The 26,709-nt window shown below is 64.7% G+C and carries 22 protein-coding genes; 7 read left to right on the top strand and 15 right to left on the bottom strand.

Annotated elements, in window-relative coordinates:
- Positions 1-9 precede the first annotated feature (9 nt).
- Complete coding sequence (locus JFN91_RS10135; protein WP_199389089.1) at positions 10-915, top strand: MBL fold metallo-hydrolase; 906 nt, start codon at positions 10-12, stop codon at positions 913-915.
- 82 nt (positions 916-997) lie between these two features.
- On the top strand, positions 998-1,396 hold the full coding sequence (locus JFN91_RS10130; protein WP_199389088.1) for a hypothetical protein: 399 nt from the start codon (positions 998-1,000) through the stop codon (positions 1,394-1,396).
- A 128-nt stretch (positions 1,397-1,524) separates the two neighbouring features.
- Here JFN91_RS10130 and JFN91_RS10125 read toward each other — a convergent pair whose 3' ends face one another.
- The 4 genes from JFN91_RS10125 to JFN91_RS10110 all read right to left on the bottom strand — a co-directional run bounded on the left by JFN91_RS10125 (position 1,525) and on the right by JFN91_RS10110 (position 8,391).
- Complete coding sequence (locus JFN91_RS10125; RefSeq protein ID WP_199389087.1) at positions 1,525-1,848, bottom strand: type II toxin-antitoxin system PemK/MazF family toxin; 324 nt, start codon at positions 1,846-1,848, stop codon at positions 1,525-1,527.
- On the bottom strand, positions 1,842-2,090 hold the full coding sequence (locus tag JFN91_RS10120) for an AbrB/MazE/SpoVT family DNA-binding domain-containing protein (RefSeq protein WP_199389086.1): 249 nt from the start codon (positions 2,088-2,090) through the stop codon (positions 1,842-1,844). Before JFN91_RS10120 ends, JFN91_RS10125 begins: the two co-directional genes overlap by 7 nt.
- A gap of 86 nt (positions 2,091-2,176) precedes the next feature.
- Positions 2,177-6,625, bottom strand: coding sequence for a translocation/assembly module TamB domain-containing protein (locus tag JFN91_RS10115; RefSeq protein WP_199389085.1), 4,449 nt, complete (start codon positions 6,623-6,625; stop codon positions 2,177-2,179).
- Entirely contained in the window at positions 6,622-8,391 is a 1,770-nt protein-coding gene (locus JFN91_RS10110; RefSeq protein ID WP_199389084.1) for an autotransporter assembly complex protein TamA, read from the bottom strand. Before JFN91_RS10110 ends, JFN91_RS10115 begins: the two co-directional genes overlap by 4 nt.
- Before the next feature lie 503 nt (positions 8,392-8,894).
- Between JFN91_RS10110 and JFN91_RS10105 the strand changes: the two genes are divergently transcribed.
- Together JFN91_RS10105 and JFN91_RS10100 are read left to right on the top strand one after the other, a co-directional pair.
- The gene (locus JFN91_RS10105) at positions 8,895-9,407 is read left to right on the top strand and encodes a GNAT family N-acetyltransferase (protein ID WP_199389083.1); all 513 of its coding nucleotides are present in this window, start codon (positions 8,895-8,897) and stop codon (positions 9,405-9,407) included.
- Entirely contained in the window at positions 9,404-10,609 is a 1,206-nt protein-coding gene (locus JFN91_RS10100; protein ID WP_199389082.1) for a M20 family metallopeptidase, read from the top strand. The genes JFN91_RS10105 and JFN91_RS10100 overlap by 4 nt, the downstream gene beginning before the upstream one ends.
- A 15-nt stretch (positions 10,610-10,624) precedes the next feature.
- On the opposite strand, the gene JFN91_RS10095 is transcribed toward JFN91_RS10100, so the two are convergent.
- Genes JFN91_RS10095 through JFN91_RS10085 form a run of 3 tightly spaced genes read right to left on the bottom strand, consistent with a single transcriptional unit; the run spans position 10,625 to position 12,590 of the window.
- Positions 10,625-11,428, bottom strand: coding sequence for a c(7)-type cytochrome triheme domain-containing protein (locus JFN91_RS10095; protein ID WP_236015078.1), 804 nt, complete (start codon positions 11,426-11,428; stop codon positions 10,625-10,627).
- A gap of 55 nt (positions 11,429-11,483) precedes the next feature.
- Positions 11,484-11,786 carry a hypothetical protein gene (locus tag JFN91_RS10090; RefSeq protein WP_199389080.1) on the bottom strand — a complete coding sequence of 101 codons (303 nt, stop codon included), beginning with the start codon at positions 11,784-11,786 and terminating at the stop codon, positions 11,484-11,486.
- A gap of 9 nt (positions 11,787-11,795) precedes the next feature.
- Positions 11,796-12,590 carry a c(7)-type cytochrome triheme domain-containing protein gene (locus JFN91_RS10085; protein WP_199389079.1) on the bottom strand — a complete coding sequence of 265 codons (795 nt, stop codon included), beginning with the start codon at positions 12,588-12,590 and terminating at the stop codon, positions 11,796-11,798.
- A gap of 289 nt (positions 12,591-12,879) precedes the next feature.
- On the opposite strand from JFN91_RS10085, the gene JFN91_RS10080 reads away from it, so the two are divergent.
- The 3 genes from JFN91_RS10080 (at position 12,880) to murB (ending at position 17,601) form a co-directional block, all read left to right on the top strand.
- Positions 12,880-14,082, top strand: a complete 1,203-nt coding sequence (locus tag JFN91_RS10080) for an exo-beta-N-acetylmuramidase NamZ family protein (protein ID WP_236015076.1) — start codon at positions 12,880-12,882, stop codon at positions 14,080-14,082.
- A gap of 697 nt (positions 14,083-14,779) precedes the next feature.
- Positions 14,780-16,474, top strand: coding sequence for a methyl-accepting chemotaxis protein (locus JFN91_RS10075; RefSeq protein ID WP_199389077.1), 1,695 nt, complete (start codon positions 14,780-14,782; stop codon positions 16,472-16,474).
- Positions 16,475-16,635: 161 nt separating this feature from the next.
- Complete coding sequence (gene murB, locus JFN91_RS10070) at positions 16,636-17,601, top strand: UDP-N-acetylmuramate dehydrogenase (protein WP_199389076.1); 966 nt, start codon at positions 16,636-16,638, stop codon at positions 17,599-17,601.
- Here murB and JFN91_RS10065 read toward each other — a convergent pair.
- From JFN91_RS10065 to JFN91_RS10035, 8 genes are all read right to left on the bottom strand, one after another.
- Entirely contained in the window at positions 17,598-20,180 is a 2,583-nt protein-coding gene (locus JFN91_RS10065) for an ATP-binding protein (RefSeq protein WP_328746636.1), read from the bottom strand. The genes murB and JFN91_RS10065 overlap by 4 nt on opposite strands.
- Positions 20,181-20,326: 146 nt before the next feature.
- Positions 20,327-21,019 carry a PilZ domain-containing protein gene (locus JFN91_RS10060; protein ID WP_199389075.1) on the bottom strand — a complete coding sequence of 231 codons (693 nt, stop codon included), beginning with the start codon at positions 21,017-21,019 and terminating at the stop codon, positions 20,327-20,329.
- Between the two features lie 80 nt (positions 21,020-21,099).
- Entirely contained in the window at positions 21,100-21,792 is a 693-nt protein-coding gene (locus JFN91_RS10055) for a lipid-binding SYLF domain-containing protein (protein ID WP_199389074.1), read from the bottom strand.
- A 54-nt stretch (positions 21,793-21,846) separates the two neighbouring features.
- Positions 21,847-21,981: a hypothetical protein gene (locus tag JFN91_RS22270; RefSeq protein WP_268898697.1), complete on the bottom strand. Its 135-nt coding sequence runs from the start codon at positions 21,979-21,981 to the stop codon at positions 21,847-21,849.
- A 177-nt stretch (positions 21,982-22,158) separates the two neighbouring features.
- Entirely contained in the window at positions 22,159-22,359 is a 201-nt protein-coding gene (locus JFN91_RS10050) for a cold-shock protein (RefSeq protein ID WP_199389073.1), read from the bottom strand.
- Between the two features lie 126 nt (positions 22,360-22,485).
- Entirely contained in the window at positions 22,486-23,211 is a 726-nt protein-coding gene (locus tag JFN91_RS10045; RefSeq protein WP_199389072.1) for a hypothetical protein, read from the bottom strand.
- Positions 23,212-23,283: 72 nt separating this feature from the next.
- The gene (locus tag JFN91_RS10040) at positions 23,284-25,824 is read right to left on the bottom strand and encodes a response regulator (protein WP_199389071.1); all 2,541 of its coding nucleotides are present in this window, start codon (positions 25,822-25,824) and stop codon (positions 23,284-23,286) included.
- A 98-nt stretch (positions 25,825-25,922) separates the two neighbouring features.
- Positions 25,923-26,681, bottom strand: coding sequence for an NADH-quinone oxidoreductase subunit B family protein (locus JFN91_RS10035; RefSeq protein ID WP_199389070.1), 759 nt, complete (start codon positions 26,679-26,681; stop codon positions 25,923-25,925).
- Between the last annotated feature and the right edge of the window lie 28 nt (positions 26,682-26,709).

Here is a 26,709-nt window from a genome sequence, read left to right as displayed (position 1 = left end):
GAGAATGCAATGAGGAAATGCGCCGTACAGACAGTACTCGCCCTGACTTTGACCCTGCTACTGGCGCAGGCGGCCTGCGCCGAGCTCACCAGGCTCGCCGACAACGTCTACTCCTACGTAGGGAGCAACGACGCCTCCCCGGGGCACAGCTTCGCCGCCAACGCCGGTATCGTCATCGGCAAGGAGGGCGTGCTGGTCGTCGATACCCTGATCTCCGCCAAGGAAGGACAGCGCTTCCTGGCCGACATCCGCAAGGTGACCAATAAGCCGATCAGGTACGTGGTGAACACCCACACCCACCTGGACCATGCGCTGGGGAACTGCGTTTTTGCGAAGCTCGGCGCGACCGTCATCTCCCACGAGGCCGACCGCAACTATCTCGCCGCCAACGGCGCCGGACTTTTGCAAAGGGCTGCCAACTACGGCCTGAAGCCCGAGGACATGGCCGGCACCGAGATCGCCGTACCCACCCTCGCCTTCAGCAACGAAATGCTGCTCGATCTGGGTGGCGAGGAAGTGCGCCTGATCCGCACCGCTCCCTCCCACACCGCGGGGAGCCTGGTGGTCTACCTCCCTGCGGAGAAGATCCTCTTTGCCGGCGACATCCTCTTTACCGACTTCCACCCCTTCCTGGCTGACGGCGACTTCACCGGCTGGATCCGGACCATAGACGGGCTGCTGGCCATGGACGTCGACAAGGTGGTCCCCGGTCACGGTCCCCTTTCCGGGAAGAAGGACCTGAGGGACATGAAGGAGTACATCCAGCTCTTCGACAAGAAGGCCACCGAGTTGGCGGCCCAGACCAGCGATGCCGACGCCATCAGCGCCGAACTGCTGAAGACCCTCCCCAAGCGCAACATGGCCGAGTGGATGGTGAGCTACAACGTGAAGAACCGCTACCTCGCCAAGAAGTAGCGACCGAAGGGACTGGCTCCGTTAGGTGCCTGTCCCTCTATGCAGAATAGGAAAAGGGGACAGCAATGGAGGTTAATTCAGGATGAAGAAGGCATTTTACTCATGTTTATTCCTGATGATGACGCTGGTCACGGGTTGCGGAATGGATGATATATCCATAGTTCCGCAGCCGAAAACCCATCCGGCCATTACCTCCTCGACCTTCGTCAACGACACCGTCGGACAGAAAATCGATGTCACCCTCGGCTTTAATGCTCCTGTCGACGACGTTGTAGCCCGCACAGCCTACTTCACCAACACACAGGGGATTGAAGTCTTTCGAGAACAACCTGGAGTAGACGCACCAGGACAACGTAGCGGTGTTCTGACCTTCTCGGAAAGCTACGCCGGCTTTGCCGCCGGAACCTATACCTTGACGGTTTATATCTCTAATGCTGCGTTCGGCTCATCGAATGAAGTTACCTACACCTTTACGAAGTAACGTCGCAACCATCGAATCAGATATGCAGCTATGCTCACGCTGTGGAATAAGAGGGGGACAGGCTACTTTATCTCGGGGCAGTGCTGCAGAGGGGCTGAGTCCTAATGACGAAGCAGTCGTCGCGGGGGTTAGGGGGCGAACATATCGGAAAGGATGGCCAAAACCTGCTCCTGTGCGTCCTTTGCCAACCGCCCCTGCTTTTCGACCAGTCGTGATTTGTCGATCGTCCTGATCTGATCAAGAACCACTTGTCCGTCCTTGCCGCGAAACGAACACGGTACCCGCGTCGGATAGTCCCTCCCCTTAGTCGTCATCGGGGCGACGATCACGGTTGCCAGGTATTTGTTCATTTCGTCGGGGGAGATGATAAGGCAGGGCCTGGATTTACGAATCTCTCTCCCCACCGTCGGATCCAGGTTGACTAGATAAACCTCGAAGCGCTTGGCTACCATTCCCACTCGTCCTTGTCCCACTCGGTCTGGACACCTTCGTCCACCAGCTTATCATCACCCTGTTCAGCCATAAGCCGGAACTTTTCTGTCCATCCATCCCGCGGACGGGATGCAGATCGTATCACAATCATGCCGTTTTCTACTTCCACGTCCACTTCCGTCCCGACACGACTTTGCTCCAGCAGAACCTTCGGAATGCGGATTCCCTGGGAATTCCCTATACGGATGATATTCGTCCTCATAGCTGCCCTCCACCTTTGTGGCTACATTGTAATTACAACAATCACGTGCGTCAACCGTTAATGGAAGACGAAGGGTGGCCGCTCGATCACCTGAACTCCAGCTTGTAATAGACGTCGACGCCGGATTCGGAACCGCTCTGGGTCTCGATCTGCATGCGCTTGAAGATGTCGTAGCGCAGCCGGAACAGGTTCTGCCCGGTGATGAGCGACCGGCCGTAGCTGAGATAGAGTTCGGGGGTCAGGTACTTGCCGACCGAGAAGACGGACTCGCCGGCGGTGGGGGTCTTGGCGGAAATGGCGCCGGTCGGGGTGGTGGCGATCTCCTTGTAGCCCATGCGGCCGGTGGTCGTGGTGTCGACCTGCTCCAATCCCAAGGTACTCAGGCCGAGCCGGTCCTTGATCTGGTCCTGCAACGATTCGGATTTGCCGAAAGAGAAGAGACCGGCAGCCGCGGTGGCGAGCGCGCCCCCCTGCTCGTTGCTGGTCCCCATGGGGTGCCCGAGCACCATGTAGGCGAGGATGTCCACCTCGGGCATGGTGGGCTCGGAGTAGAGCTTCACCACCGGCGCGTTCAGGAAGCCCCCCACCGTCACCCCCGCCTTGACGTCCCCCACGGTGCGCAGCGCCAGCACGTCGAGGGTGGGACGGGTCACCGGGTCGTTCACGTAGTAAATCCGCCCGCGCACGATCTCCAGGTTCATGCCGTAGGCGCGGTAGCGCCCCTTGATGACCTTGATCTCCCCGGAGCTCTCGATCTTGTCGATCCCGTTCAGCACCAGGTCCATGCTGCCGCCCAGCTGGGCGTCGATGCCGGATGCCTCCACCCGCACCTTATCCCCGAGCACCACCTTCACCTTCCCCTCCACGAGCAGCGGGATGGCGGTCTCCTTGCCCTTGGGGGGAGCCCCCTCGAAAACCACGTCCTCGCTGGGGGCGACCACGTGTTGGGCCGGTGAGCCGGAGATGAGCATCTCGGGGATGCCGATCTCACCGTCGATGGTGGCCTTCTTGGCGTCGCCGGCGATGGTGAGCTGAGGCGAGGTGTACATGGTCAGTTCCGGCAGGTACACGGTCTGGAAACGCTGCCCGCTCAGGGTGCCCTTGTAATCCTGCACCTGCCACCCCTTGAGCCGCATCAGCAGATTGCCGACCAGTTCGCCGCCGCCGGAGAGCGCCCGGAGTCGTTCGATGCGCATCTCGTCGCCTTCCAGACGCGCCAGGAGTTCCACGCCGGTAAGCGTGATCCCCGCGCTGGGGAGATAGGCGCCGGCATCGGCGAGTTGCAGCGTCCCGGTCACGGTGGGATCGCCCCAGGTCCCCCCCGCCTTCAGGTCGACGCTGAGTGTGCCGCGGGTCTCCTGCACCAGCCCTGGGAAGAAGGTGTTGAGGAAGCCGTGTTCCTGCAGCGTGCCGGACAGGCTCCCCTCGACCGCGCCAGCCGGGTTGGGAGTCACCGGCAGCCGGGCCGGGATGGGGAGGAGGAAATCGCCTTTGGCCTGGCCGTAGTCGGCGAGGGAGAGGTCGAGGTTGCCGGTCAGGGTCTCGCCGCGCCAGGCGAAGTTGAGCAGGGCCGAGCGGATGGCGGCGCTCGCCGCGCCGGTACTCCCCTGCCACTGGGCGCTCCCCTGCGAGAAGCCCGCCTCGCCTGCAGCTTCCAGGCGCTTGCCGGGGAGGAGCCTCCCCTTGGCGCTGCCGTGCAGTTCCCCCTGGATGTTCACCGTACCCGGAAGCCACGGGCGCAAAAGGGCAGGCTTGATGTCGCTCCACTGAACGCTGAAGTCCCCGGTCTCGGGGAGGGCGCTCCCGGCGGGGGAGTCGGAGGCGAGAGCGGCCTGGAGGCTGCCGCCGGTGTCGAGCCAGAGATCGGCGGCGGCACGGGTCCCTTTGCCGTCGGCGTCGACGCGCAGGGTGAACTGGCTGCCGATCACCTTTTCGCCCTGGGAGCGGTAGGCCCCGGTGGCATCGGCGCTGCCGTGCAGCACCAGCGCGCCGCCCCGTTTCCCGGTATCGCGCCGCTCGAAGGAGAGTTGGGCCCGGTCGATGGAGGCGTCGAACTCGTCCCCCTTGGCCCGCCACAGTACCCGCCCGCCGGACAGGGCGGTGTTGCCGCTTACGTCCATGCGCCGCCCCGGCAGCAGGCGCCCCTGCACCTCCCCGGCGAGTCTCCCCTCCAGGGCCAGGTCGGGCGAGAGGTAGGGGCGTAACAGCGCCAGGTCCAGGTCGGTCCAGGTGAGGGTGAGGTCGCCGCGCGCGGGGACGGCTGGGCGGGCGGGCTCGTCGGAATGGAAAGCGAGGCGGGCGCTCCCTGCTCCCTTTTCCAGGGCGAGATCGACCGCGGCGTCGACGCCCTGTGCACCTCCCTGCAGCGTGGCCTGAAAGCGCTCCAGCCCCACCCGTTTGCCGTCGGCGACCACGGCCCCGCTCGCCTCGGCACGGGCGGTGACGGTGGCCCGCCCCCCGGGGGCAAGGCGCAGGTCGAAGCTGCCGGAAGAGGCGCCGGAGAGATCCCCCTTGGGAAGCCAGACATCGGCGCGGGCCAGGTTGAGCCCGCTCCAGTTCCCGGTAAAGGCGCCCGAGCGGTCGCGCTCCAGGTGCCCGGCCAGTTCCAGACGCTCGCCGGGGGCACCGTCGATGACCAGCGGCGTGGTGCTGAAGCGCCCCTGCCCGATGGTGAGGCGTGCCGGCGCGGCGAGTGCGAAGGGGGCCACGCCGTCGGTGCCTGAGAAGCGGGAGAGTTCGCCGCGCCAGACGCCGTCGGCGTAACCGCCGGAGGCGGCGAGATCGACCTTGGCGACACTGGAGGTAAGCTGTGCCGCCAGGGTGTGCCGCTGCTCGGTGCCGGAGAGCGCAAAGGAGGCGGCATCCACCGCGAGCTGGCCGGCCCGCACCGCGCTCGCCGTCCCGCGCAGGGAGACTGGGAAATCCGTTCCCTCCCCGAGGCTTGCCCGCAGGTCGACCGTGCCGGCGCGGACGCCGCCTACGGCCAGGTCGTGCCCCTTGGCGGCGGCCGCACCGGAGAGCATCCCTTCGCGCCAGCGCAGCCAGCCGTCCGCGGTAACGGCACCGGCGCTCCCCGGGACCAGCCCGGAGAGCTCGCTCACGTCGGCGGCGAAGTCGAAGCGCCGGTCGGGCTCGCCGTGCCCGCGGAACCGGAATCCTTTCCCCGCCAGCAGCAGGCGCTTGACCGCGAGCTTCGCCCCGGCAAAACTACCCTCAACCTCGCCGGTCAGGTCGTGCCCCTTGAGCCTGCTCTCCAAAAGCCGCGCCTGAACGTTGCCCCGTACCGGCCCGCCGTCCTCTTGCCCCACCACACCGGAAAGGTCGAGGTTCACCACCCCTTGGTACTCCGCGGCCAGCGCTTCCGGGTCCAGCCCCCGGCCCGAGAGTTTCCCGCTCACCCGCCAGCCCCGGCTCCAGTCCACGTCGAGCGCGCCGCGCACGCTCCCCTTGAGCCACGTGCCGGAGAGCGGGTCCAGGCGCATCCCCTTCTCGTCGCCGCGGTAACGCGCGGCTAGCCCCATGCTCTCCCACCCCGGCCCCTTGTTGGTGAGGTTGAAGGTGCCCAGGTAGCGGGCCGGGCTCCCGGAGAAGGTGAGGTCGCCGTTGAGGAGAGCGGGGTGCTTGAGCTCGCGCTCCAGGTCGAGGTGGTCCGCGTGCAGGGCGAGCGCGAGGAGCGGTTCGTCCTTGGTGAGGGTCATGCTGCCGTTGCCGGTGAGAAGCCCCGGGCGGTCGGGGCGCAGCAGCCGGAAACGGCGGAAGTTGAAACCGGTCCGGGTGATGCCCAGTTCGCTGGTGAGTTCCAGGCGCCCCTTGCCGCGGCGGCTGCCGTTGAGCGCGATCGGCCCCGCCAGTTGCTCGGGCTCCCCCCCCGGCTCGAGGCGCGCCTGCACCGAGATTGCGTCCAGGTCGGCGACCGGCTGCGAGGGGGCGAGGCGCAGGTCCAGGCGCAGCGATGGGCGCAACAGCCCGGCAGTGAGTTCGATCGAGGCGGTGCCCCGGGCCTCGGAGAGGCTCCCGCCGGAGACGGTGAGCACGCCGTCGCGCAAGGTGAGCCCCGCCGCCAGCTCGCTCAACAGGAAGGGGTCAGCCTGCAAGTGGCGGTAGCTCATCCCCTTCAGGCTGAAGTGCTCCACCCGCGCCTCCAGGCGGCGCAGCTTTTCGCTCACCTGCGGCCAGCGCAGTTCCGGGGCCTTGGCGACCAGCGGGGTATCGTCCTGGATGCGCAGCGCGGTCAGGGAGAGGTCGTGCACCAGGAGCTTGCCGTGCAGGAGGCGAACGGGCTCCCAGGAGAGATCCAGGCGCTCGAGCTGCAGCACCATCTTGGGACGGTCCAGGCGCACGCCGGTCAGCCGCACCCGGTCCCAAAGCCGCCCCTCGACCTGGCGCATGGATACCTTGGCGCCCGACAGCCCCACCAGCGTGGTGACGGCGAAACGGGCGCCCGAGCTGGTGTCCAGCAGCCAGAAGAGCCCGGCGGCCGGGACGACCACCAGCCCCAGCAGGGGGAGCCCTATGTAGAGTGCCAGCCGCTTCAAAATTCAAACCCCACGGTGAAATGAACGCGGATCGGCGGGGAGTCCGGCGCGAGCGGATGGGCCAGGTAGAGGTTCAGCCCCCCCACCGGGGTGTAGTAGTGGGCGCCCACCCCCACCCCCTGCTTCAGGTCCACGTTGCCGAAGCTGTTGAAGGCGTTGCCGATGTCGTCGAAGATCGAGACGCCCCAGTTTTTGAACAGGGCCCGCTCCAGCTCCAGGCTCCCCACCAGCAGGTGTTTCCCCCCCACCACCCTGCCGGCCGCGTCCTTGGGACCCAGGCTCTGGTAGGCGTAGCCGCGCACGCTCTGATCGCCGCCGGCGAAGAAGCGGATCGAGGGGGGGAGTTCCGCCAGCGGATCGGTCAAGACGCTGTACCCCGTGCTGGCGCGGGCGTGAAGGGTCAGGCGCCCGGGGATGGGGATCAGCACGCTGGCGTTGCCGATGCCCTGAATGAGACCGGTGTCCGAGCCGAAGTACTGGTGGGCGCCGCGCAGGTCGAGCGAAACGCGGTAGCCGCTGGTGGGGCGGACCAGGTCGTTGAAGCGGTCCTTGGAGAAACGGAATCCCGGCAGCACCAGCCGGGCCTGGGAGTTCACGTTGGCCACCTTGTAGTTTTCCTGCTGGATCTTGAGGTACGGGGTGGCCACCTCACCGCGTCCCAGGCCGAAGTTGCGGTCGAATTCCACCGCGGCCAGCCGGCTTTGATAGGTGGAGACGGTCTCGCGCTGCAGGTTGAGCTGGATGGAGGTCGAGCTCCTGAGATCGCTCGCGCTGGGCATGGTGTAGCGCCCGGCAAACCCCTGCAAGCGCTCCGCCACGTAAAGGCTCATATCGAGATCGTTCCCCTCGTGGGCGAGGTTCAGGTCGCGGTAGTGCACCGAGAAGCGGCCGCCGGTATCGGTCCCGTAGCCGACACCGGGCCGGAGGGTGCGCCGCGGCACCGCGGTAAGACGAACCAGGACCGGCACCTTGTGTTCCTTGGCCTCCTCACGCTGCGGGGTCACCACCACCTGCCGGAAGCGCTCGGAATTGGCGAAGTTCAGCTGGGTCTCGCCGAGCTTGGCGTAGGAGAACGGGTCCCCCTCCTTGAACGCGATGAACCGCTTCAGGTACACGTCCGGATAGTCGGAGCCGCCCTCGATGTGGGTGCCGTCGAAGTAATAGCGTCCCCCGGTATCGAGGGTGAGGCGGATGCGGGCGGTGGCGAGATCGGGCGCGATACGGATCTCGTGGCGGGGGAAGCCGGCGTCCAGGTAGCCCAGGGTCTGGGCCTGCGCCTGCAGCGCGCTCTTGGCCCGCTCGTAGTCGGGCTGCAACAGCACCTGCCCCTCGGCCAGCGGGAAGGAGGCGGCGAGGCGGCGCAGTTCCTTCTGCTGCGCCCCTTCCCCTTCGAGCTTCAGGTCGACCTCGACCACGCGCACCGGTTCCCCGGGATCGACCACCACCTCCACCCGGGTCTTGCCCCCCTCCCCTTCCCGCACCGTGGCGGCCGCCTTGGCCCGATAGAAGCCGTACGGCTGCAGGGCCACCCGCGCCTTTTCCGGCGCCTGCCGTGCGAAGCGCTCCAGCCAGAGCCGGTCCACCTTGCCGTCGCGCACCAGGCCGTGCGGCAACTCGAGCGCCCGGCGCACGTTGTCCTGCGCGTCCCCCTCGACACCGGAGACCTCGACCTGCACCGGTTCGGCGGCAAGGCTCGGCGCGGCAAGACAGAAGAGCCAGGCGAGACTCAGGGCAAGACGGAGGTATGTAGCAAGGGTTCGAGACATGCGTCTCCAGATTCGCTGGCATTACTCTCTGGGTCCCGGGACTCCTCTCACAAAGGAAGTTGCGGCGGGACATGTGAGGCTACTAACCTTTCCGGATCACGAATCCATGAAGTTTACCATGCCGGGCTCCGATGTTCTCGTTTTGCCGACAATATCCGGCTGGCACAGCGTGCCTGCCTGTCGATGCCGTGACAGCCTGGCTTTTGCCTGTGAGCACGGCAGCCCGGGTTAAGCCAAAGAAGCACCGTCACGACAGAAGTTACGCGCTCATACGCCTCCACCACATCCTTGCGGCCGGAGCGGGAAAACGGGTGCCAATCTCAATCCTTTGCGCCTTTACGGCTGCGCGCCTTTGCGTTGAAGATTTTGAAGCTACCCACGTCTTACCATCCCGTCACCTTGCCTCCCCGTTGTCAGCGGGAAGCACAGCTGTCTCAGTCCTCCGCCGCGCATCTCTGTTATAATGTCAGCAGCAGCCAAATATGCCGTTCACGAGGTAGGTCATGTCGCAAAACGACCCGCACGAGGAGGAGGCTCCCCGCATCCGGCAGATGATCATCGAGGACCTGCCGGAGGTGTTCCACATCGGGGAGGAGGTCTTCACCGCGGAATACTCACAAAGCCTCTACCGCACCTGGGACGAGTACGAGATCACCACGCTGTTCAACTCCGACAACGAACTGTGCATCGTGGCCGAACACGAGGAGCGCATCCTCGGCTTCGCCCTGGGAACGACGGTGAAGAAGCATCACTCGCCCTGGAAGTACGGCTACCTGGTGTGGCTCGGGGTGCGCCGCGAGTTGCAGAAGATGCAGGTCGGCGCCCGGCTCTTCAAGGAGTTGAAAAGGCGCTTCAAGGAACAGGGGGTACGCATGATCATCATCGACACCTCGGCCGACAACGAGCCGGCCATCCGTTTCTTCAAGAAGCACGGTTTCGACAACGTGCAGGAGCATCTCTACATGACGCTCAACCTCTCCAAGCGGCACAAAAAAAAGGCGGTGAAAAAGCCATGAGCGGCCGACTCGAAGAGGTCATGGCCGCCATCGACCCGGTCCGGCTCAAAGGGATACTCACCGACCTGATCGACATCTACTCCCCCTCCGGCAAGGAAGAGGACATCCAGCTCTACCTGGAGGACCTCCTCTCCCGCGCCGGCTTTTCCGTCCAGCGCCAGGAGGTCGAGGAGGAGCGCTACAACCTGCGCGTCACCATGGGGGAGGACGATCCGAAGCTGTACCTGGTGGGGCACGTGGACACCGTCCCCGCCTGGGACCTGGAGGAATTCGGGGCGCGCGAGGAAGGGGAGATGGTCCGCGGCCTGGGGAGCGCGGACATGAAGGGGGGGTGCGCCGCCATGCTGGAGACCTGGCTCGCCATGGCCCAGGCGCTCAAACCGGCGCGGCGCCCGAGCGTCGGGCTCCTTTTGGTGGTGGGAGAGGAGGAGAACGGGGACGGCAGCGCCGCCTTTTTGCAGGACAACCGGGCCCCGTGGGCGGTGATCGGCGAACCCACCGGCCTCTCGGCCTGCTTCGCGCACTACGGCTACCTGGAGGCGGGCTTCGTCACCCGCGGGGTGCGCAGCCACTCGTCGCTGCCGGAGCTGGGGCACAACGCGGTGGAATCCATGCTGCGCGTGCTGTTGCACCTGGGCAAGGACACCCTGTTCAAACGGGGCGAATCCGAGATCGTCTACTCGATCCGGGAGATGCGCTCCTCGCAGAAGGGGTTCGTGGTGCCGGACCGCTGCGAGGCGTGGATCGACCTGCACCTTCCCCCCGAGCGGGACCCGGCTTCCGTTGAGCAGGCCATCCGCCGTATCACCGCCGGGGCGGAGCAGTTCGTACCGGGGCTCGACCTCTCGGTCGCCTTCGACTTCGCCTCCCCCGGCTACAACCTGGGCACCGACAACCAGCTGGCCCGTATCCTGGAACATATCTACCAGTGCCTCGGGCTCACCTTGAAGTTCGAGGCCTTCCGCTCCCATTCCGACGGCAACCTCTTCCATGCGGCGGGGTGCCGGCCGCTCATCCTGGGGCCGGGCGCGCTGGAGATCTCCCATACCCCGGAAGAGCAGGTCAGCTTCCCGGAAGTGCTGGCGGCGGCGAGGATCTACGCGGCGCTGTGCCTGGGGATGGAACAGTACGCCGGGCTCACCCTGGAGCGCAGGGGGGCGCTGAACGGCTTCGATCGGCAGGCGAGCTGGGTGGGGTGCTGAGCGGGAAGGGGCGAACTACATTGCGAAGCTGTTGCTCATCCCTTTGTGGCAGCGTTTGCAGTCGTTCATGGGGAATGCGACCAGCATGTGGCAGGCGCCGCAGAAGTTGCCGTAGATGTTGGTGTCCATGGTGAAGGCGGTGGTCGACTTCACCTTGATGTTGAAGATGTCGGGGTGGCAGCTGGAGCAGTCCAGCTCGGCGAAATGTTCCTGGTGGGAGAAGCTCACGTCGCTCCTGGGCGAGGCGGTGCCCAGCTTGAGCGGCTGCTTCAGCTTCTCGGGGAAGGGAATGGTGATTTCGGGGCCGATGGAGTTGGTGGGACGGATGCTCCCGTCGCGGTAGGCGGCGGCCCAGTCGATGCCGTTGCCGAAGCTTGACATGGGGAGCCCCTCGGCGAACTCCTCGAAGCGCTTGTCGAGCTCCTTGGTACTCTCCATGTGGCAGCGGTGGCACTGCTTGTCCGCCGCCTGCACACCGAAGGCGACGGTGCCGTTGTGGCAGACACCGCAATATTTCCCCCTGGTGTACTGGGCGCGCGTGATACCGGTGTCGCCGCGCTTCATGCCGAAGTTGAGCTCCAGGTGACAGACCCGGCAGGTGTAGTTCTTGCGGTGCACCCAGTGCGGGAAGACCACCGGCTCCATGCCGGCCTGCTTGGTGCGGGTGCGCATGGTGACGTTGCCGAACCTGGCGAAGGGGCCGTTGGGGGGGATGGTCTTCAGCACCTTGGCGAGCTCGCTGCGGTCCATGGCGTCCCCGCCGGAACTCATGACGAGCACCAGGGCAGCCGCCGGCACGGCACGCAACAGCATTCTCATCCCCTTCCGCAACACCCCCGATTCCATCCTGGCACTCCCCTCGTCCCGAGCAGGTCTACTTGGCCTGGTTGCTCTGCTTGTACTCCAGCATGTACGCGTACAGGTTCCGGCACAGCGAAAGCCGCTTCAGGTATACCTTGCGCACCGACTCTTCCTGGGTCTCGATCACCTTCTGCAGCGCGTCACACTTGGCCAAAAGGTCGCGCAGTTCCTGCACCGACATGGTCATGGCCTGGTTGCTCTTGGAGCAGGTCTCGTCGAAAGTCGCCTGCCAGGCCTCCTCGGCCCAAAGTGGCTGGGCCAGGGCCAGCCCAAGCAGCGCGGCAGCGATCACCCTTTTCATCTTTGGCAAAGTCATGGCTCTCCCCTAGACCGGCTTGGAATGGCAGCGCTTGCAGTCGCTCTGCGGGAAGGCAACCTTGTCGTGGCAGACGCCGCAGTACTTGCCGTCGAACAGGTCGATCATGGAGTACTTGGTGGCCCCCTTCTTGATCCCCACGAAGATGTCCGGGTGGCAGACCTCGCAGCCGTTCCAGACGGTGTGCTTGGCGTGGGAGAAGATGATGTCGGGCATCCCTTCCACCTTCCCTTTCAGGGCAAAATCCTTTTGCACCTTCATCGAGCTCTTCTTGAAGGAGACCCCCTCCAGCGAATCGATCAGCTTGAGCTGGCCTGTTTCCTCGGCCTTCTCCCAGTTGATGCCGTTACCGAAGGTTTCGCGCGGCATCTTCTCCTGGAACCGGTAGAAAGCCTCTTCCTTGGCCGGGTCCTTCTCCAGGGCGTGGCACTTGACGCAGCGCTTGTACTCCTCCCTGTTGTAACTGGTGGCGCAGGATTCGAAGATCTTGACCTTGTTGATGGTGGAGGTGCCGTTGTGGCAGACGCCGCAGAAGAAGCGCTTGCTGTTGTCGGCGGCGCGGACCTGGGTGGAGTTGGCGGTCATGCCGAAGCCGATGTCAACATGGCACAGGCGGCAGGTGTAGTTCTTGCGGTGCACCCAGTGGTCGAAAACGACCGGCGGCATGCCGGCCTGCTGGGAAAAGTTGTTGATGGTCACGCTCCCGAAATCCTGCGGCAGCGGTTTCTTCTTCTTGGTCCCGGCCCCAAAGAGCACGCCGGCGCCGCACAACAGGATCAGACAAACCAGAAAAAATCTTTTCATGGCACTCCCTCCCGGTCATCCCTGACAGCTGGGAAGACATGATTATCATCGGCAAATGTGAGTATGCTATTTCAAATGTGCCAATAAGACAAGGGTTATTTTTACTGACTGCTCACGAAAACGCACCAATGGAGATACGCCGGACTATGCGGCTGTGTGATCCATCTCACCGAAAGGCCGCATGGGGCTTGCTTTCACGGAAACCTGTGGAGTAAGCTCTGCCATCATCTCTTCCAGAAGGCGGTATATCGTGTTTCGAGTTGCACCCTCCGTTCTCGCAATAACCCTGATGTTGTTCCTGTTGTTTCCCGGCCTGTGCCGTGCCGAGATCGTCAAGACCGGTGCGGAGGTCCTGAGCGAGCAGGGATTCCTGCCGTTGCAGGGAAAACGCTTCGCCCTGATCACCAACCAGTCCGCCATGGTGGGGAAAACCCACCTCCTGGCGCTTATGGAGCAAAAGGGCGTCACGCCCGCACTGATCTTCTCCCCCGAGCACGGCCTCAAGGGGAACGCCGAGGACGGCGTCAAGCTGGCCGACGACAACGCGGCGCCCATTCCGGTCAAGAGCCTCTACGGCGCAGGGAAGAAGCCGCGCCCGGACGACCTCAAGGGGATCGACCTGATCGTGTTCGACATCCAGGACGCCGGGGCGCGCTTTTACACCTACATCTCCACCATGGGGCTGGCCATGCAGGCCGCGGCCGAGGCGGGCATCCCGTTCATGGTGCTGGACCGCCCCAACCCGCTGGGGGGCGACTACGTCGCCGGGTTCGTGCGGGAGAAGATCCCGGGGAGCTTCACCTCGCTCTACCCGATCCCGCTGGCGCACGGCATGACGGTTGGGGAACTGGCCGGGATGATCAAGGGTGAGGGGATGCTCCCCGACCTGGGCAAGCTGGAGCTGCGGGTGGTGCGCATGCAGGGGTGGCAACGGGAAATGCGCTGGCAGGACACCGGGCTCGCCTGGGTGGCCACCAGCCCCAACCTGGCCGCCATCGAATCGGTGCTGCTCTACCCCGGGACCGGCCTCCTCGAGGGGACCGGTGCCTCCGAAGGGCGCGGCAGCACGCGCCCCTTCCAGATCGCGGGGTGGCCCGGGGTCGATGCCAAGGCCCTCGCCCTGCGCCTGAACGGGGAGCAGCTCCCGGGACTGCGTTTCGATCCGCTGCAGTTCACGCCCATTCGGCTCCCGGGTATCTCCAGCGCGCCCAAGTACCGCGACCGCGCGGTGGACGGGGTGAGCATCGAGATCACCGACTACCGCAAGGTCGAGCCGGTGCAGACCGGGGTGGCGCTGATGGCCGCGCTGCAGGCGGCGCTGCCCGAGAAGAGCCGCCCCCTGTTCTTCCGCGGCGGCATCGACGACATGGCGGGCTCCCCTGACCTGCGCAAGGGGCTCCAGGCCGGCGAGACCGCGGCCGCCATCGAGGCGCGCTGGACGCCGGGGGTGAAGCGGTTCCTGGAGCAGCGCAAGCCGTACCTGCTCTACTGAGATCCCCTGGCCGAAGGAGGGGACTGGCTCCGCAAGGTGCCTGTCCCCTTAAGGCTTCTGAAAAGCAAATCCCCCCTGTCCCCCTTCGCAAAAGGGGGGAACGTCAGGCCTCGTGCAGCGCTTCGAATGGGACATAACCTTGGCTCTCTGCTCCCCCCTTTCTCCACTTGATCTCGTTCCCAAGGTCCGCCTTGGGAACGCAAAGCCTTTCAGAAGCTCCAGCTTCTCGGATACATAGCTGGAGCTTTGCGCCATATGGGGTTCCCAAGCTGGAGCTTGGGAACCAGGCAAGGGGACAGGCACCTCGCGGAGCCAGTCCCCTCCCCCTCCCACACGCATTCAAACAAAAAGAAGGGGTACCCTCGCAGGTACCCCCGGTGCAACTTTTATCGGTATCGGCCGCCAAAAAGCACCGATCACATGGCAGAAGGGAACAGTGCTGCCTTAGGCGCCGTTCTGGCACAGGTCCGGCCCTAGCCCGGCCTGCGCACTTCTGTGCCCCGGCATCCCTTCCATGTCAACGCTGTCACCTATATCGCCACGGTTGCGCGCAACTTGAGCGTTTTTATGCACAAACAGTACGACTGCGCTGAATGCTGTTTGGCGGCAAAATTTCCTCAATCTATGGACGAAAGTGCCGATATGAAATGGCGATGGATAGAATAAGGCGACCGCGCCTTAGAATGAGGAAACACACATGAGTCAAACACACAGGTTGTCCTTTCAAGCCAAGATCCTACTATTAGTCCTGGTGAGCTGCTGCGTACTGGGAGCCCCCACCGGTCTGACAGTGATGAAGCAGTTCTATGACCTCACCACCAGGTTCAACGAGTCCTACCGGGAATCCCTCAACGCAAACTCCGACCTCTTGGCCAAGGCCGAGGTACAGACCGCGGTCAGCCTGCTGCAGGAGATCAGCGACCGGCAGCAAAAAGGCGAGATCACCATGGAGGAGGCGAAGAAGCAGGGGGCCGACCTGCTCCGGGGACTGAAGTTCGGCAAAGACGGCTACTTCTGGGCCGATACCTCCGACGGTACCAACGTGGTCCTGCTGGGCAAACCCGCCGAAGGCAAGAACCGCATGAACCTCCAGGACGCCAAGGGGAAATACCTGATCCAGGAGATCATCAAAAACGGCAAGCAACCGGGCGGCGGCTTCACCGACTACCATTTCCCGCGGCCGGGGAGCGACCTTGCCGTTGCCAAGCGCGGCTACTCCCTCTACTTCCCCCCCTTCGACTGGATCATCGGTACCGGTTCCTACGTGGATGACCTGGATGCCCAGGTGCAGAAGGCGGCCGACGCCAACAAGGAGTTGATCCTCAAGGACGTATACCTGGTGGTTGCCCTTACCGTGATCATCCTGGCGTGCATCTGCGTGGCTGCGGTACTGGTGGTGCGCAGGCTGATCGCCCATATCGGCACCGAGCCGGAGGAACTGGAGGAGATCGCCCAGCAGGTGGCCGGCGGCGACCTTACCGTGCGGCTGGAGCCGGGCCGGACCGGCATCTACGAGGCGATGCGGCGCATGGTGGAGGGGCTGCGCGAGGTGATGGAGAAGGTCAGCCGCAGCGCCCTGGACGTCTCCGCCGCCGCGGCGGAACTCAACGCCAACGCGCGCAGCATGGCTGACGACGCTGGTGCGGTGGTGAACCAGGCCGAGACGGTGGCGGTAGCCAGCGAGGAAATGTCCTGCACCAGCAACGACATCTCCCGCAACTGCCACCTCGCCGCCGGCAGTTCCGGGCACGCCAGCAGCTCGGCGCTAAGCGGCGCAGCCATCGTCAAGGACACCGTTCAGGGAATGAACAGAATCGCCGATCACGTGCGCAATTCCGCCGGTGTTGTCGAGCAGTTGGGAACCCGCAGCGACCAGATCGGCGAGATCGTGGCCACCATCGAGGACATCGCAGACCAGACCAACCTGTTGGCGTTGAACGCAGCCATCGAGGCGGCGCGTGCCGGGGAGCAGGGGCGCGGTTTCGCCGTCGTCGCGGACGAGGTCCGTGCCCTGGCCGAGCGTACCACCAAGGCCACCCGCGAGATCGGCACCATGATCAAGAACATCCAGCAGGAGACCAAGCTGGCCGTGCGCGCCATGGAAGAGGGGGTCGAGGAAGTGACCCGCGGCACCGGCGAGGCGGCCCGCTCGGGCGAGGCATTGGAAGAGATCCTGGCCCAGATCAACGAGGTGGCCAGCCAGATCAACCAGATCGTCACCGCGGCCGAGGAGCAGACCGCCACCACCCAGGAGATCACCAACAACATCCACCAGATTTCCGGCACCGTGCAGCAGAGCGCCCGTGGCGCGCAGGAGATTTCGGCAGCCTCGGAGCGGCTCTCCGCCCTCTCGGGCGAGATGCAGGAGATGGTGCAGAGGTTCAGGCTGTAACCAAGAAAAGGGGACTGGCTCCGCCAGGTGCCTGTCCCCCTCTCCCCTCTCCCTTTCCCTCATAATCCGAGCACTCCAGCCCCGCTTTCTGACACTCCGACTGGTCAGACTTTTCCCACCTTGGCATTGGCATTCAAGCTGAGTCGTGTATCATATCCGCTATGCCAAATGCCAACAGTCACACAGAGTCCCGCCTCAATATCGAAGAGAACGTGCCGCTGGCGCCGTTCACCTCCTTCAAGATCGGCGGCCCGGCCCGCTTCCTCATTGGCGCCCATACCCAACGTGAACTCCAGATAGCCCTGCGCTTTGCCCGGGAGATGCAGCTCCCCTTCTGCATCCTGGGCGGGGGAAGCAACCTGCTGGTGAGCGACGACGGCTTCCCGGGCGTAGCGATACGGCTGCTGATGAACCGGGTGACCCGCTCCGGCGGCATGGTCCAGGTCCAGGCCGGCTACGACCTGACCGCCCTGGTGCACCGCACGGTAGCATGGGGTCTGTCCGGACTGGAGTCGCTGGCGGGCATCCCGGGCACCGTCGGAGGCGCGGTACGCGGCAACGCGGGCGCCTACGGCGGCGCCATCAGCGACGTGCTGGCCACGGTCTCCGCGCTCGATGCCGCGCCCCTGAAGGCGGTGACCCTGCGCCACGACCAGTGCGCCTTCGGCTACCGGGACAGCCGCTTCAAGCGGGATTCCGGGCTGATCGTGGTAGGCGCGCTGCTGGCGCTCACCCCGGGTGACCCGGAGGAAATCGCCGCCAAGGTGGCGCAGACGCTGGCGAAGCGGGAGGCGAAACGGCTCTCCTGCGACCAGAGCGCCGGTTCCTTCTTCATGAACCCCGTGGTGGAGGACGCGACACTGATAAGAAAGTTCGAGGAGGACCAGGGGGTGCGCTGCCGGGAATGCCGCATCCCTGCCGGATGGCTCATCGACCAGGCCGGTCTGCGCAACCTGACTGTGGGCGGAGCGGCGGTGAGCCACAGACATGCGAACTACCTGGTCAACACGGGATCGGCCACCGCAACGGAAATGGTACAACTGGCCAGGCTGGTGAGAAAGGAAGTGCAGATGAAACTGGGGGTGGTGCTCAAGGAGGAGGTGAGCCCCCTCGGTGTGGTGATCTAAACCGGCGCGGCGACCGCTCTGAAATCCGCCAGGACCTGCTCCAGCTCCCTGAACAGTTCCGGCAGCCCGGAACGCTCCTGTTCCAGTTGCGCCGACTCCTCCATCCGGAAGGCCACGGCGCGCATCACCTCGGCCCCGATGCTGGCGGCGGCTCCCTTGATGCTGTGGGCGTGCAGGCGCACCTCGGCATAATCCTCCGCCTCGACCGCCTGCCGCAAAAGCTTCATCAGCTTGTCGGTGCTTTCCAGGTATTTCTCCACGAACATCTCCACGAACTCGGCATCTCCCAACCGCTGTATGAGCCCGTCCCGATCGAAGACGGGAATCTTGCCCTCCGATGCGTCCCTCTCTGGTGCATCGCCCTGCTGCTCTCCCTGCTGCTCTCCCTTCTGCGGCGAGCTTTGCCGTTCCGTGCCGCCGACCTGCGCCGCTGCCTGCCCGGCTGCCTGCCCGGCGGCACCGGCGTCGTGTTGCGATGCCGTGCCGCTGTCGGGGTAGTTGGTGGCGCGCTCCGGTATCCAGCGCAGCAGCACCTCGGCCAGCTGCCGGCAGTCGAAGGGTTTGCTCAGGTAGTCGTCCATCCCGGCGGCGAGGCAGAGCTCGCGGTCGCCGGTGAGGGCATTGGCGGTCAGGGCCACCACCGGCAGGCGTCTCCCCCCTTCGCCCTCCTCCCGGGCACGGATGGCGCGGGTGGCCGCGAAGCCGTCCATGTGCGGCATCTGGCAGTCCATGAAGACCAGGTGGTACTTTCCCTCTGCCGAGGCGGCGACCGCCAGTTCCCCGTTGGCGACGATATCGACCCGGCAGCACAGCTGCCCCAGCATGTGCCGCACCACGTCCTGGTTTACCGGGTTGTCCTCCGCCACCAGCACCAGGGCGTCGAAGCACGGTTTTGCCCCCCCTTCCTGCGGGGCCGACTGCTGCACCAGGCATTCCGGTACTTCCTTGAGCACCTCGAGCCTGACGCTGAACCAGAAGGTGGAGCCGACGCCGAACTCGCTGGCAAGGCCCAGCTCCCCTTCCATCAACAGGGCCAGTTGCCGGGAGATGGCAAGGCCAAGGCCGGTGCCGCCGAAAGTCCTCGTGGTCGAGTAGTCCGCCTGGGAGAAGCTCTCGAAGATGTGGGCCTGGGCCTCGGGGCGGATGCCGATCCCGGTGTCCGTCACCTCGAACTTGATCCAGCCTTCCCCCTGCTCCGCCAGGGGTAGCGCGGTCAGGCGCACCTCCCCGCGGCTGGTGAATTTCACCGCGTTGCCCAAGAGGTTCACCAGGACCTGGCGCAGGCGGACCGCGTCCCCCACCACGTAGCGCGGCAGGCCCGGGTCGAGGTGCAACGAAATATCCACCCCTTTGCGCTGCGCCACCGCGGCGAACATCTCCAGCACGCCGCCGAGGATGTCATGCAGGTCGAACGGAGCCGGTTCGAGCTCCATGCGCCCCGCCTCTATCTTGGAGAAGTCCAGGATGTCGTTGATGATGGACAACAAGGACTCCCCGGAGTTCCATACCGCTTCGGCGAAACGCCGCTGCTCGCCGGCAAGCCCGCTCTCCAGCAGCACCCTGGTCATCCCCAGCACCCCGTTCATCGGGGTCCGGATCTCGTGGCTCATGTTGGCCAGGAACTGGGACTTGGCGAGGCTTGCGGCCTCGGCCGCATCCTTGGACACCACCAGTTCGGCTATGGTCTGGCTCAGCTCCCGGTTGGCGGCGGAGAGCTGCGCAGTCCTGCGCTGCACCTCCCCCTCGAGTTCCTGCCGCTGCGCCTCCAGTTGCTGGTCCCGCCGCTGGATTTGGACCAGCATCTCGTTGAACCCCTCGATCAGCGTCCCCAGTTCGTCATTGCCTTGCTTTTCCGCGCGCATCGAGTAGTTCTTCTCAGCCGATACCGCCTCGATCACCTGCGCCAGGTGCGTGATGGGAACCGAGATGAGCCGCTGCAGCCGTGTAGCGAGGAAATAGACCAGGAGCAGGGCGCTCAGCATCACGCCGGTCACCAGGATGAAGAAGCGCACCAGCCGGTCGGTAAACTCGCGGGGGTCGGACTGCAGCACGACCGTGCCGATCTGCTGTCCGTCCAATAGGATGCGATGCACCCCGTAGATGTCTTCGCCTATGGCCAGCGGGGAACGGGAACGCTGCAGAGCATCGCGGAAGCGGAGCGGGTCGATGCTGACCCGGTCGCCCGCGACGACGGCAAAGGGAAGCGGATGGGCGGGACTCCCCGGCGCCAGGTAGCGGACCAGGACCGTGTCGTCCTGCATCACGATGAGTGCGGTGCGAATGTAGGGTTTGGCGCGCAGGGCGGCCAGGGTTTCCCCGGCGGCCTGGCGGTCGTTGAAGGCCACCGCTGCGGAACTGTTGTTGCCGATGATCTCCGCGAGTGCCGTGAGCTCGGTCTGCATCTCGCTGCGGAAGCGGTTTGCCTCGTTCACCACGAACGCCGCCGAGACCAGCGCCAGCACCACCGCATTGGTGAAAAGCAGCATTGCTATCAGTTTTCGTCGAATGGAGAGGTCGCGCAGCCGCTTGATCATCGAGTTTCCCGTGGTGCCGGGGCGCAGCGCGAGAACGCTGAACACCGACGAGCTTGGTATTCCTTAGCTCATTAGTCGGCATCGCCTGCGGATTCTTTAGCGGCAAATGTCCGGCACCAAAAGTCCCCCTCCCCTCCCGTCAAGGGAGGGGGAGAGCTGGAAGCAGTTGGACAACGCTGCGGCAGCACGGTTTAGTTGGGGGCAACCTGCTTGAGCCACTCGACTTGGCGCGAGGACAGCCCCTGGTCGAACATGACGCCGATGCCCGGGATACTGCGGCACCCTCCCCAGGGAATGCTCCAGCAGACCCCCGCCTCGATGTCAGGCTCGCCGGTGAGGTCGGGGAAACTGAGCCAGACGCGGTCGGCCTTGGTGAAGGAATGGGTGGTGTGCACGAAGGCGCCGCCCTGGGAGATGTTGACGGTGAAGGTCTTGACCGTGAGGGCACCGGGCAGGCCGTCGCGGGCGGACAGCAGCAGGCTCAGGTAGCTGTCCTTCCTGGCGAAGCGCCTGAGGCAACGGGCGGAGAAGGTGCCGCAGCGGTCCTTGACAAAGCGGGTGAGCGCGGCATCGGTGTCGGCCGCGGCGGGGGAGTTTTCCTGCGGGCCCAGGGTAACGCTCTGCAGCCTGGGGTCCCACTTGATGCGCAAGGTCGGGTAGAAGTTGATGCAGTCGTAGGCGATGCTCTTTTCTTCCTTGGAGCAGCGTACCAGGGTCAGGATGTCGACCAGCAGCCCGTTGTAGGGCGACTCCACGGTCATGCGCAGCACCTCGTTGAAGTCGCCGGCGGTTTGGTAGCTGACCCCGATCCGGTCCAGGACCTCCTCGTAGGCCGACCTCGCCTCCGGCTCGCGCACCACCATCAGTACCCTGGTATCTTCCATGACTCCGATGCCTCTGTAGCTGCGCCGGTGCCGGGGTGGCTCCCCCGACACCGGCGCCGATGTCCGCGCTCAGGCACTGCCTATTTTTCCTCGGTCGCGCGGCTGAGTTCCTGCCGCAGCCGGTTGCTTGCCGCCACCCTCTTGCCGCTGTTGCCCGCCATGATGTCCTGGGCGGAAACCTCCTTGCCGTAATAGGCGGCAGCGGCCTCGTCGTCGACCTGCAGTGCCGCCCCTTCCAGCGACAGACCGGCGAAGAGACCGCGACTGCGCGAATAGGACAGTATGCCCGATTTAAAGGTGATGTCGGTCGCGGCCTCCACCTTGCGCCCTACTGGCCCGGCGGCAACCCCGGCGTCGGCACCGAGGGTGAACTTGCCCTGCAGCAGCTTGTTCACGTTGGTCAACTCCTTGAAGACGAGGATCAGGTCGGTGGACGTCGCCCCCACCTGCCAGCCGACGCTGCCGCCGGTGATGCTGACGAAGATCGGGTCGCTCCAGGTGTTGTCCTCCTTGCGCACGGACAGGACGCCGGTGCCGTGCCGGCCGCCCACCACGAAGGCGCCCTTGATGACCCCCGGAATGATGGCGACCGCCTTGGCGTCGCGCAGCAGCGCAGGCGGGATCCCCTTCTCAGGAATCTTCATGATGGCCTGCAGCACATCGGCCGCTTTCTGCACCTTCTTCGCCTCGTTCCTGGCGCAGGCGGTGCCGGCCCAGAACGCCACCAGCAGCATGGCAACCATAACGATCGAGATCTTCCTGGTGATACCCATGGTCTACCTCCTTGTTGCCCCGGCCCTCGCGGCCCGCGGCCCCCGTGGTCCTGTCTAGTGCTCGGTCTGGGTCACGCCCTGGTGATAGGATGTCAAGCCGCGGTCTTTGGTGACCACGTGCCCGACTACCGCGATCCCGGCCACGATGACTGCAATGCAGCAATACCTCGTCCTCCTGGTGATCTTCATGAAAGCGCCCCCTTGAAGATTAATTTTGACCAATAATGGATATCATAGGGGGAGAGGTTGTCAACGGACGGCGCCAGTGCCGGCGCGGCGGGACGGGGGGAAGCGGTGGGAAAAGGAGACAAAAAAAAAGTCCCGGATCGCTCCGGGACTTTTCATTACAGCTTTGAGGAAACCTTTTTAGACGCGGCTCACGTTGGCGGCCTGCAGCCCTTTGGGTCCCTTGGTTACTTCGAAGGTGACGCTATCGCCTTCAGCCAGGGATTTGAACCCGTCGCCGGTGATGGCGGAGAAGTGAACGAACACATCGTCGCCATTCTCCTGCTCGATGAAACCAAACCCCTTGCTGTCGTTGAACCACTTTACAGTACCGTTAACCATTTACTTTTACCTTCTCCATGCTTTCTGCTTGTTTTTATTGTCCGGGTCATTCCGGAACCTGGACACCTTAGCAGCTTGCCGGTGACAAAGCAAGCGTTTAAATTTTCGTCTTTTTCCGCCCGGCGCCTACGGGGGGGTGAGCGTCACCACCGTGTCCACGCCGTCGATGGTCAGGGTGGTGGTCGCCGAAGCTTGCGTGGCGAGGTTGCGTACGAAGATCCTCTGTCCCTTGAGCGCGAAACCCTGCTTTATGTTGGTGAACAGGGTTAGGTCGGGATTTTCAATCAGGGTGCTGGTGACCTGGAACTGGGCATCGGTAGATTTGAGCGAATCCGCGATGCTGACCTGCTGGGTTCCGCTGGCAGCATCGGTGACGTCGGCATGGCTGATCACGAAGCTGCCGTTTTGCACAGGATCGGTGAACTTGCCCAGTTCCGCCGTCTTGGTGGTGCTGACGAAGTCGGCCCCCTTGTCGCCGATGGTGAGCGTGCTGGTGGTGGCGGTTCCCAGCGTGGTCGCGGACTTGTGGGTCACGGTGACCTTGTCCCCGTTTTTCACCGTCCCGTCGCTGCTCGTGGCGGCGCCGCCGTTGATGGAATAGGTACTGCCGGCGGCACCGCTGACCTTGATGGGGCTGGTGGCCGCGGTCAAGCCCTTAACGTCTATTTCCTTGGAGGTGACATCGACATTCTTCTCGGTGCCGGTCGTGGGCGGGTCAAAGGAGAAAGCGTCCGGGGACGTCGCCGGCTTCACGTAAGGCGGGAACCAATCGATTTCGCCGCAACCGGCGACGGCAAACAGCAGCAACAAGGGGAGCATCCGCAAAAGGGGGCGGAAGAGGGAAAGCTTCATGACAGGACCTCGCTCGTGTAGTTTCTGGCAAAGCCCGGATACTACTCAAAGAAGGGTGCGTTGACAAGAGGATTAACGGAGCTGGCGGGAGCTCTCCCAGTTCAGCGAGGAGAGCACCTCTCGCAACGCCGAGAGCTTGTAGGGTTTCTGCACAAAACCGGAAATTCCTTTGCCCAGGAACTTGCCGGAGACTTCGTGCTCGCTGAACCCGCTGGAGATGACCACCCTGACCCGCGGGTCCATGCGGCGCAGTTCCACCAGGCACTGCTCCCCGTCCATCTGCGGCATGGTCAGGTCGAGCAGCACCAGGACGATGTCGTTGCGGCTGCGGAAGATCTCTATTCCCTCCCTCCCGTCGGCGGCCGTCACGACGTCAAAGCCCAGTTCCCCGAGCATGTCGCTGCCGAGCGCCCGGATGGTGTCCTCGTCGTCGATCAACAGGACGGTCCCGCTGCCGCGCCAGTTTTCCCAGGGCGCGGCCTCCGCGTGCGGGAACTGCGCCGGCGCGTCCCCGGCGGGAAGGACCACGGTGAAGGTGCTCCCCTGCCCCGGTTCGCTCTCGACGCGGATCGCGCCGAGGTGGCCGCGCACGATGCCTAGGACCGCTGCCATCCCCAGTCCCCGCCCAGTGAACTTGGTGGTGAAGAAAGGCTCGAAGATCTTGGCCATGGTGTCACGGTCCATGCCGCAACCGGTGTCGGACACCTTGATGTAGGCGTAGAGCCCCGGCTGCAACGCGTCGGAGAGCCACCCTCCGCCAGGATGAGCCTCGGTGCACTCGACGCTGCCGGTCGTGATGGTGATGGTCCCGCTCTGGTCGCCGATGGCCTCGGAGGCGTTGATGACCAGATTCATCAGCACCTGCCGGATCTGGGTGGCATCGGCGGTCACCGCCGGCAGGGGGCGGCACAGATTGTAGACGAGCTGCGCCTTCTTGGAGACGGAAACACTGAGCATGTGCCCCATCTCTTCCACCAGGCGGCTCAGGTCCAGCTCTTCGGTGATGAAATGCCCTTTGCCGGAATAGGCAAGCATCTGATGCGCCAGGTCCGAAGCCCTGGACGCCGCCAACTCGATGCGGCGCAGGTTGTCGGCTACGGGGGAGTCGGGTGTGAGCCGCATCAGGGCCAGGTCGGTGTGGCCGACGATGACGGTGAGGATGTTGTTGAAATCATGGGCGATGCCGCCGGCCAATACGCCGAGGCTCTCCAGCTTCTGGGCGTGCAGCATCTGCTTCTCCAGCTTCAGCCGCTCCTCCTCGGCCCTCTTGCGCTGGGTGATGTCATGGGCCGCCCAGATCACCCGCCCGCCGGGCATGGGGGTGACGTTGCCGGTGAACCAGACCTCTTCCCCGTCGAGGTTGAGGGCGTAGTCGACCGTGACGGTCGTTCCGGCGGCGAGGGCCTTGCGGATAGTGGAGACGAAGAAGTCGGCCAGTTCTTTGGGGAAAAGATCGGGGATTTTCTTTCCGATCAGCTCATCGGGGGGGAGATACAGCCTCTTGGTGCTGGTCGGTGCAATTTCCAGGTAACGCCCCTCGGCGTCCAGCACCAGGATGACTTCGGTGAGGGAGGCGAAGATGGAGCGCAGCTTCTCCTCCGAGGCCTGCAGCGCCTCCTCGGCATACCTGCGCTCGACCACCTCGGTCTGCAGCCTCGCGTTGGCCGCCGAGAGCTCGCGGGTCCGCTCGTCGACCATCCGTCTCAAGACGATGGGCTGGCGCACCAGCCAGTAGGCGGTGAGGGCGCAGAGGGAACTCAAAAGCAGTACCAGGGCCGCCTCGCCGAGGACCACCCTTTTCGCGTACCATCCCCCCACCGGTTCGACGGATAGCAGCCACTCACCGTTGGGGAGGGCAATGTGCTGACTCACCGGGCGCTCCAAGGGGGCGCCATGGCTCCAGAAGACATCGAGGGCCCCGGTGTCCGGCTTGATCCGGCTGATCCGGTAGTTGAGCTCGGGAGTGAGGGTGGTCTTCAGATGTACCGCGTCGAAGAAGCTCTCCAGGCGGATCATGGCAGCGGTGAAGCCCCAGAACCTTTTCTGCCCGTTGGGCTCCTTGAGATATACCGGGAGCCGCCCCATGAGGGCGAGTCCCCCTTGCACCAGTTGGAACGGCCCGGCCAGGGTGAGGGAGCCGTAGCGCAGCGCCTCGACAGCCTCTGTGTTGGCGTGGGACTTGTCCAGCAGGTTCAGGCCGATGGCCTTCTCATTCCCCTGCAACGGGACGATTTCGGTGATGATGCCGTCGGGGACCAGTTGCAGGGCGGAGAGCCCCGGGTAGAGATCAAGCATCTCCTTGGCCAGTTCCTGGAAGTTGTCGATGCGGCCGTTACCCTGGCGGATTACGGCGGCGAGGGCGTAGGTGGAGGAAATGGAGCGGTTCAGGTACTCCTGGATGTCGTGGGCCGCGTTGGTGGTGAGGCCGACGACCGCCTGGCGGCGGCTGTCCTGGCGCTTGGTCTCGAACAGCAACATGGTGGAGCCGGACAGGAACAGGCCGACCAGGAAGGCGAGGAGCGTGACAGTCCAGACCCGGATGTTGTCCGAGGACGGCGGCGGGGACGGGGGGGATGACGCGGTGGGCGCCTGGCTCAGGTGAGCGTTGTCCATGGGAACTCGCTGCTACGGATTCAAAACGGCGAAAAAGCGGCAACTTCCTGAATAACCGAAACTTCGCAGGAGTGCAAGCCTTTTCGGAGTCAGCCCGTTCACCCCATGCGGTTCAAAAGGCGCAGCAGTCCGTCGAGGATGGTGACCGGGTGCGGCGGGCACCCAGGGATGTAGAGATCGACCGGCAGCAGCCCGTCCACGCCGTCGTGGGCGGCGGGTGAGCCGATGAAGGGGCCGCCGTTGATGGCGCAGGCGCCGCAGGCGACGACCAACTTCGGGGCCGGTATGGCCTGGTAGGTCTGCAAAAGCGCCTCGCGCATGTTCTCGGTCACCGGGCCGGTGACCCAGAGGGCGTCGGCGTGGCGCGGGCTGGCGACGAACTGCAGCCCGAAGCGCCCGATGTCCCAGCCGATGGTGGAGAGGACGTTGCTGTCCGCCTCGCAGGCGTTGCAGCCGCCGGCGACCACGGAGCGGAACTTGAGCGAGCGGCCGAAGAGGGCCAGCATCTTCTGGTCGAGCGCCTGTGCCAGCCTGCGCTCCTCCCCTTCCCGCACCACCAGGTCCTCGCGCCGGTTCACCGCCAGCCGGGCGTCGTTGCCGTAGGAGATGGCGCCTTTCGGGCAGGCGTCGGCGCACTCGGCGCAGAACAGGCACTTGCCAAGATCGACCGTGAGCCCCTTAGCACACCCCACCGCGCCCACCGGGCAGGCGTCGGCGCAGAGGCGGCAGCCGGGGGGGCAGAGCGAGCTGTTCAGCTCCGGGTAGCCGCGGAAGCGCTCCGGCAGCGGCAGCGGCTCTTTCGGGTACGCCATGGTGCGGTGCCCCTGCTTGATGCGGGCGAGGATGGCCTTGATCATGATGCGACTCCTGTTTTTACACCAGCAG

Origin of the sequence: Geomonas anaerohicana (assembly GCF_016458305.1) — a bacterium.
Taxonomy (GTDB): Bacteria; Desulfobacterota; Desulfuromonadia; order Geobacterales; family Geobacteraceae; genus Geomonas; species Geomonas anaerohicana.
The sequence above is the reverse complement of the archived record's forward strand: the minus strand, read 5'-3'. Positions and strand labels throughout refer to the sequence as shown.

Excerpts from the sequence above, each read along its gene's own strand:
- JFN91_RS10135 (WP_199389089.1), top strand. The coding sequence starts at position 10 with ATGAGGAAATGCGCCGTACAGACAGTACTCGCCCTGACTTTGACCCTG.
- JFN91_RS10130 (WP_199389088.1), top strand. The coding sequence starts at position 998 with ATGAAGAAGGCATTTTACTCATGTTTATTCCTGATGATGACGCTGGTC.
- JFN91_RS10125 (WP_199389087.1), bottom strand. The coding sequence starts at position 1,848 with ATGGTAGCCAAGCGCTTCGAGGTTTATCTAGTCAACCTGGATCCGACG.
- JFN91_RS10120 (WP_199389086.1), bottom strand. The coding sequence starts at position 2,090 with ATGAGGACGAATATCATCCGTATAGGGAATTCCCAGGGAATCCGCATT.
- JFN91_RS10110 (WP_199389084.1), bottom strand. The coding sequence starts at position 8,391 with ATGTCTCGAACCCTTGCTACATACCTCCGTCTTGCCCTGAGTCTCGCC.
- JFN91_RS10105 (WP_199389083.1), top strand. The coding sequence starts at position 8,895 with ATGTCGCAAAACGACCCGCACGAGGAGGAGGCTCCCCGCATCCGGCAG.
- JFN91_RS10100 (WP_199389082.1), top strand. The coding sequence starts at position 9,404 with ATGAGCGGCCGACTCGAAGAGGTCATGGCCGCCATCGACCCGGTCCGG.
- JFN91_RS10095 (WP_236015078.1), bottom strand. The coding sequence starts at position 11,428 with ATGAGAATGCTGTTGCGTGCCGTGCCGGCGGCTGCCCTGGTGCTCGTC.
- JFN91_RS10090 (WP_199389080.1), bottom strand. The coding sequence starts at position 11,786 with ATGACTTTGCCAAAGATGAAAAGGGTGATCGCTGCCGCGCTGCTTGGG.
- JFN91_RS10085 (WP_199389079.1), bottom strand. The coding sequence starts at position 12,590 with ATGAAAAGATTTTTTCTGGTTTGTCTGATCCTGTTGTGCGGCGCCGGC.
- JFN91_RS10080 (WP_236015076.1), top strand. The coding sequence starts at position 12,880 with ATGTTGTTCCTGTTGTTTCCCGGCCTGTGCCGTGCCGAGATCGTCAAG.
- JFN91_RS10075 (WP_199389077.1), top strand. The coding sequence starts at position 14,780 with ATGAGTCAAACACACAGGTTGTCCTTTCAAGCCAAGATCCTACTATTA.
- murB (WP_199389076.1), top strand. The coding sequence starts at position 16,636 with ATGCCAAATGCCAACAGTCACACAGAGTCCCGCCTCAATATCGAAGAG.
- JFN91_RS10060 (WP_199389075.1), bottom strand. The coding sequence starts at position 21,019 with ATGGAAGATACCAGGGTACTGATGGTGGTGCGCGAGCCGGAGGCGAGG.
- JFN91_RS10055 (WP_199389074.1), bottom strand. The coding sequence starts at position 21,792 with ATGGGTATCACCAGGAAGATCTCGATCGTTATGGTTGCCATGCTGCTG.
- JFN91_RS22270 (WP_268898697.1), bottom strand. The coding sequence starts at position 21,981 with ATGAAGATCACCAGGAGGACGAGGTATTGCTGCATTGCAGTCATCGTG.
- JFN91_RS10050 (WP_199389073.1), bottom strand. The coding sequence starts at position 22,359 with ATGGTTAACGGTACTGTAAAGTGGTTCAACGACAGCAAGGGGTTTGGT.
- JFN91_RS10045 (WP_199389072.1), bottom strand. The coding sequence starts at position 23,211 with ATGAAGCTTTCCCTCTTCCGCCCCCTTTTGCGGATGCTCCCCTTGTTG.
- JFN91_RS10040 (WP_199389071.1), bottom strand. The coding sequence starts at position 25,824 with ATGGACAACGCTCACCTGAGCCAGGCGCCCACCGCGTCATCCCCCCCG.
- JFN91_RS10035 (WP_199389070.1), bottom strand. The coding sequence starts at position 26,681 with ATGATCAAGGCCATCCTCGCCCGCATCAAGCAGGGGCACCGCACCATG.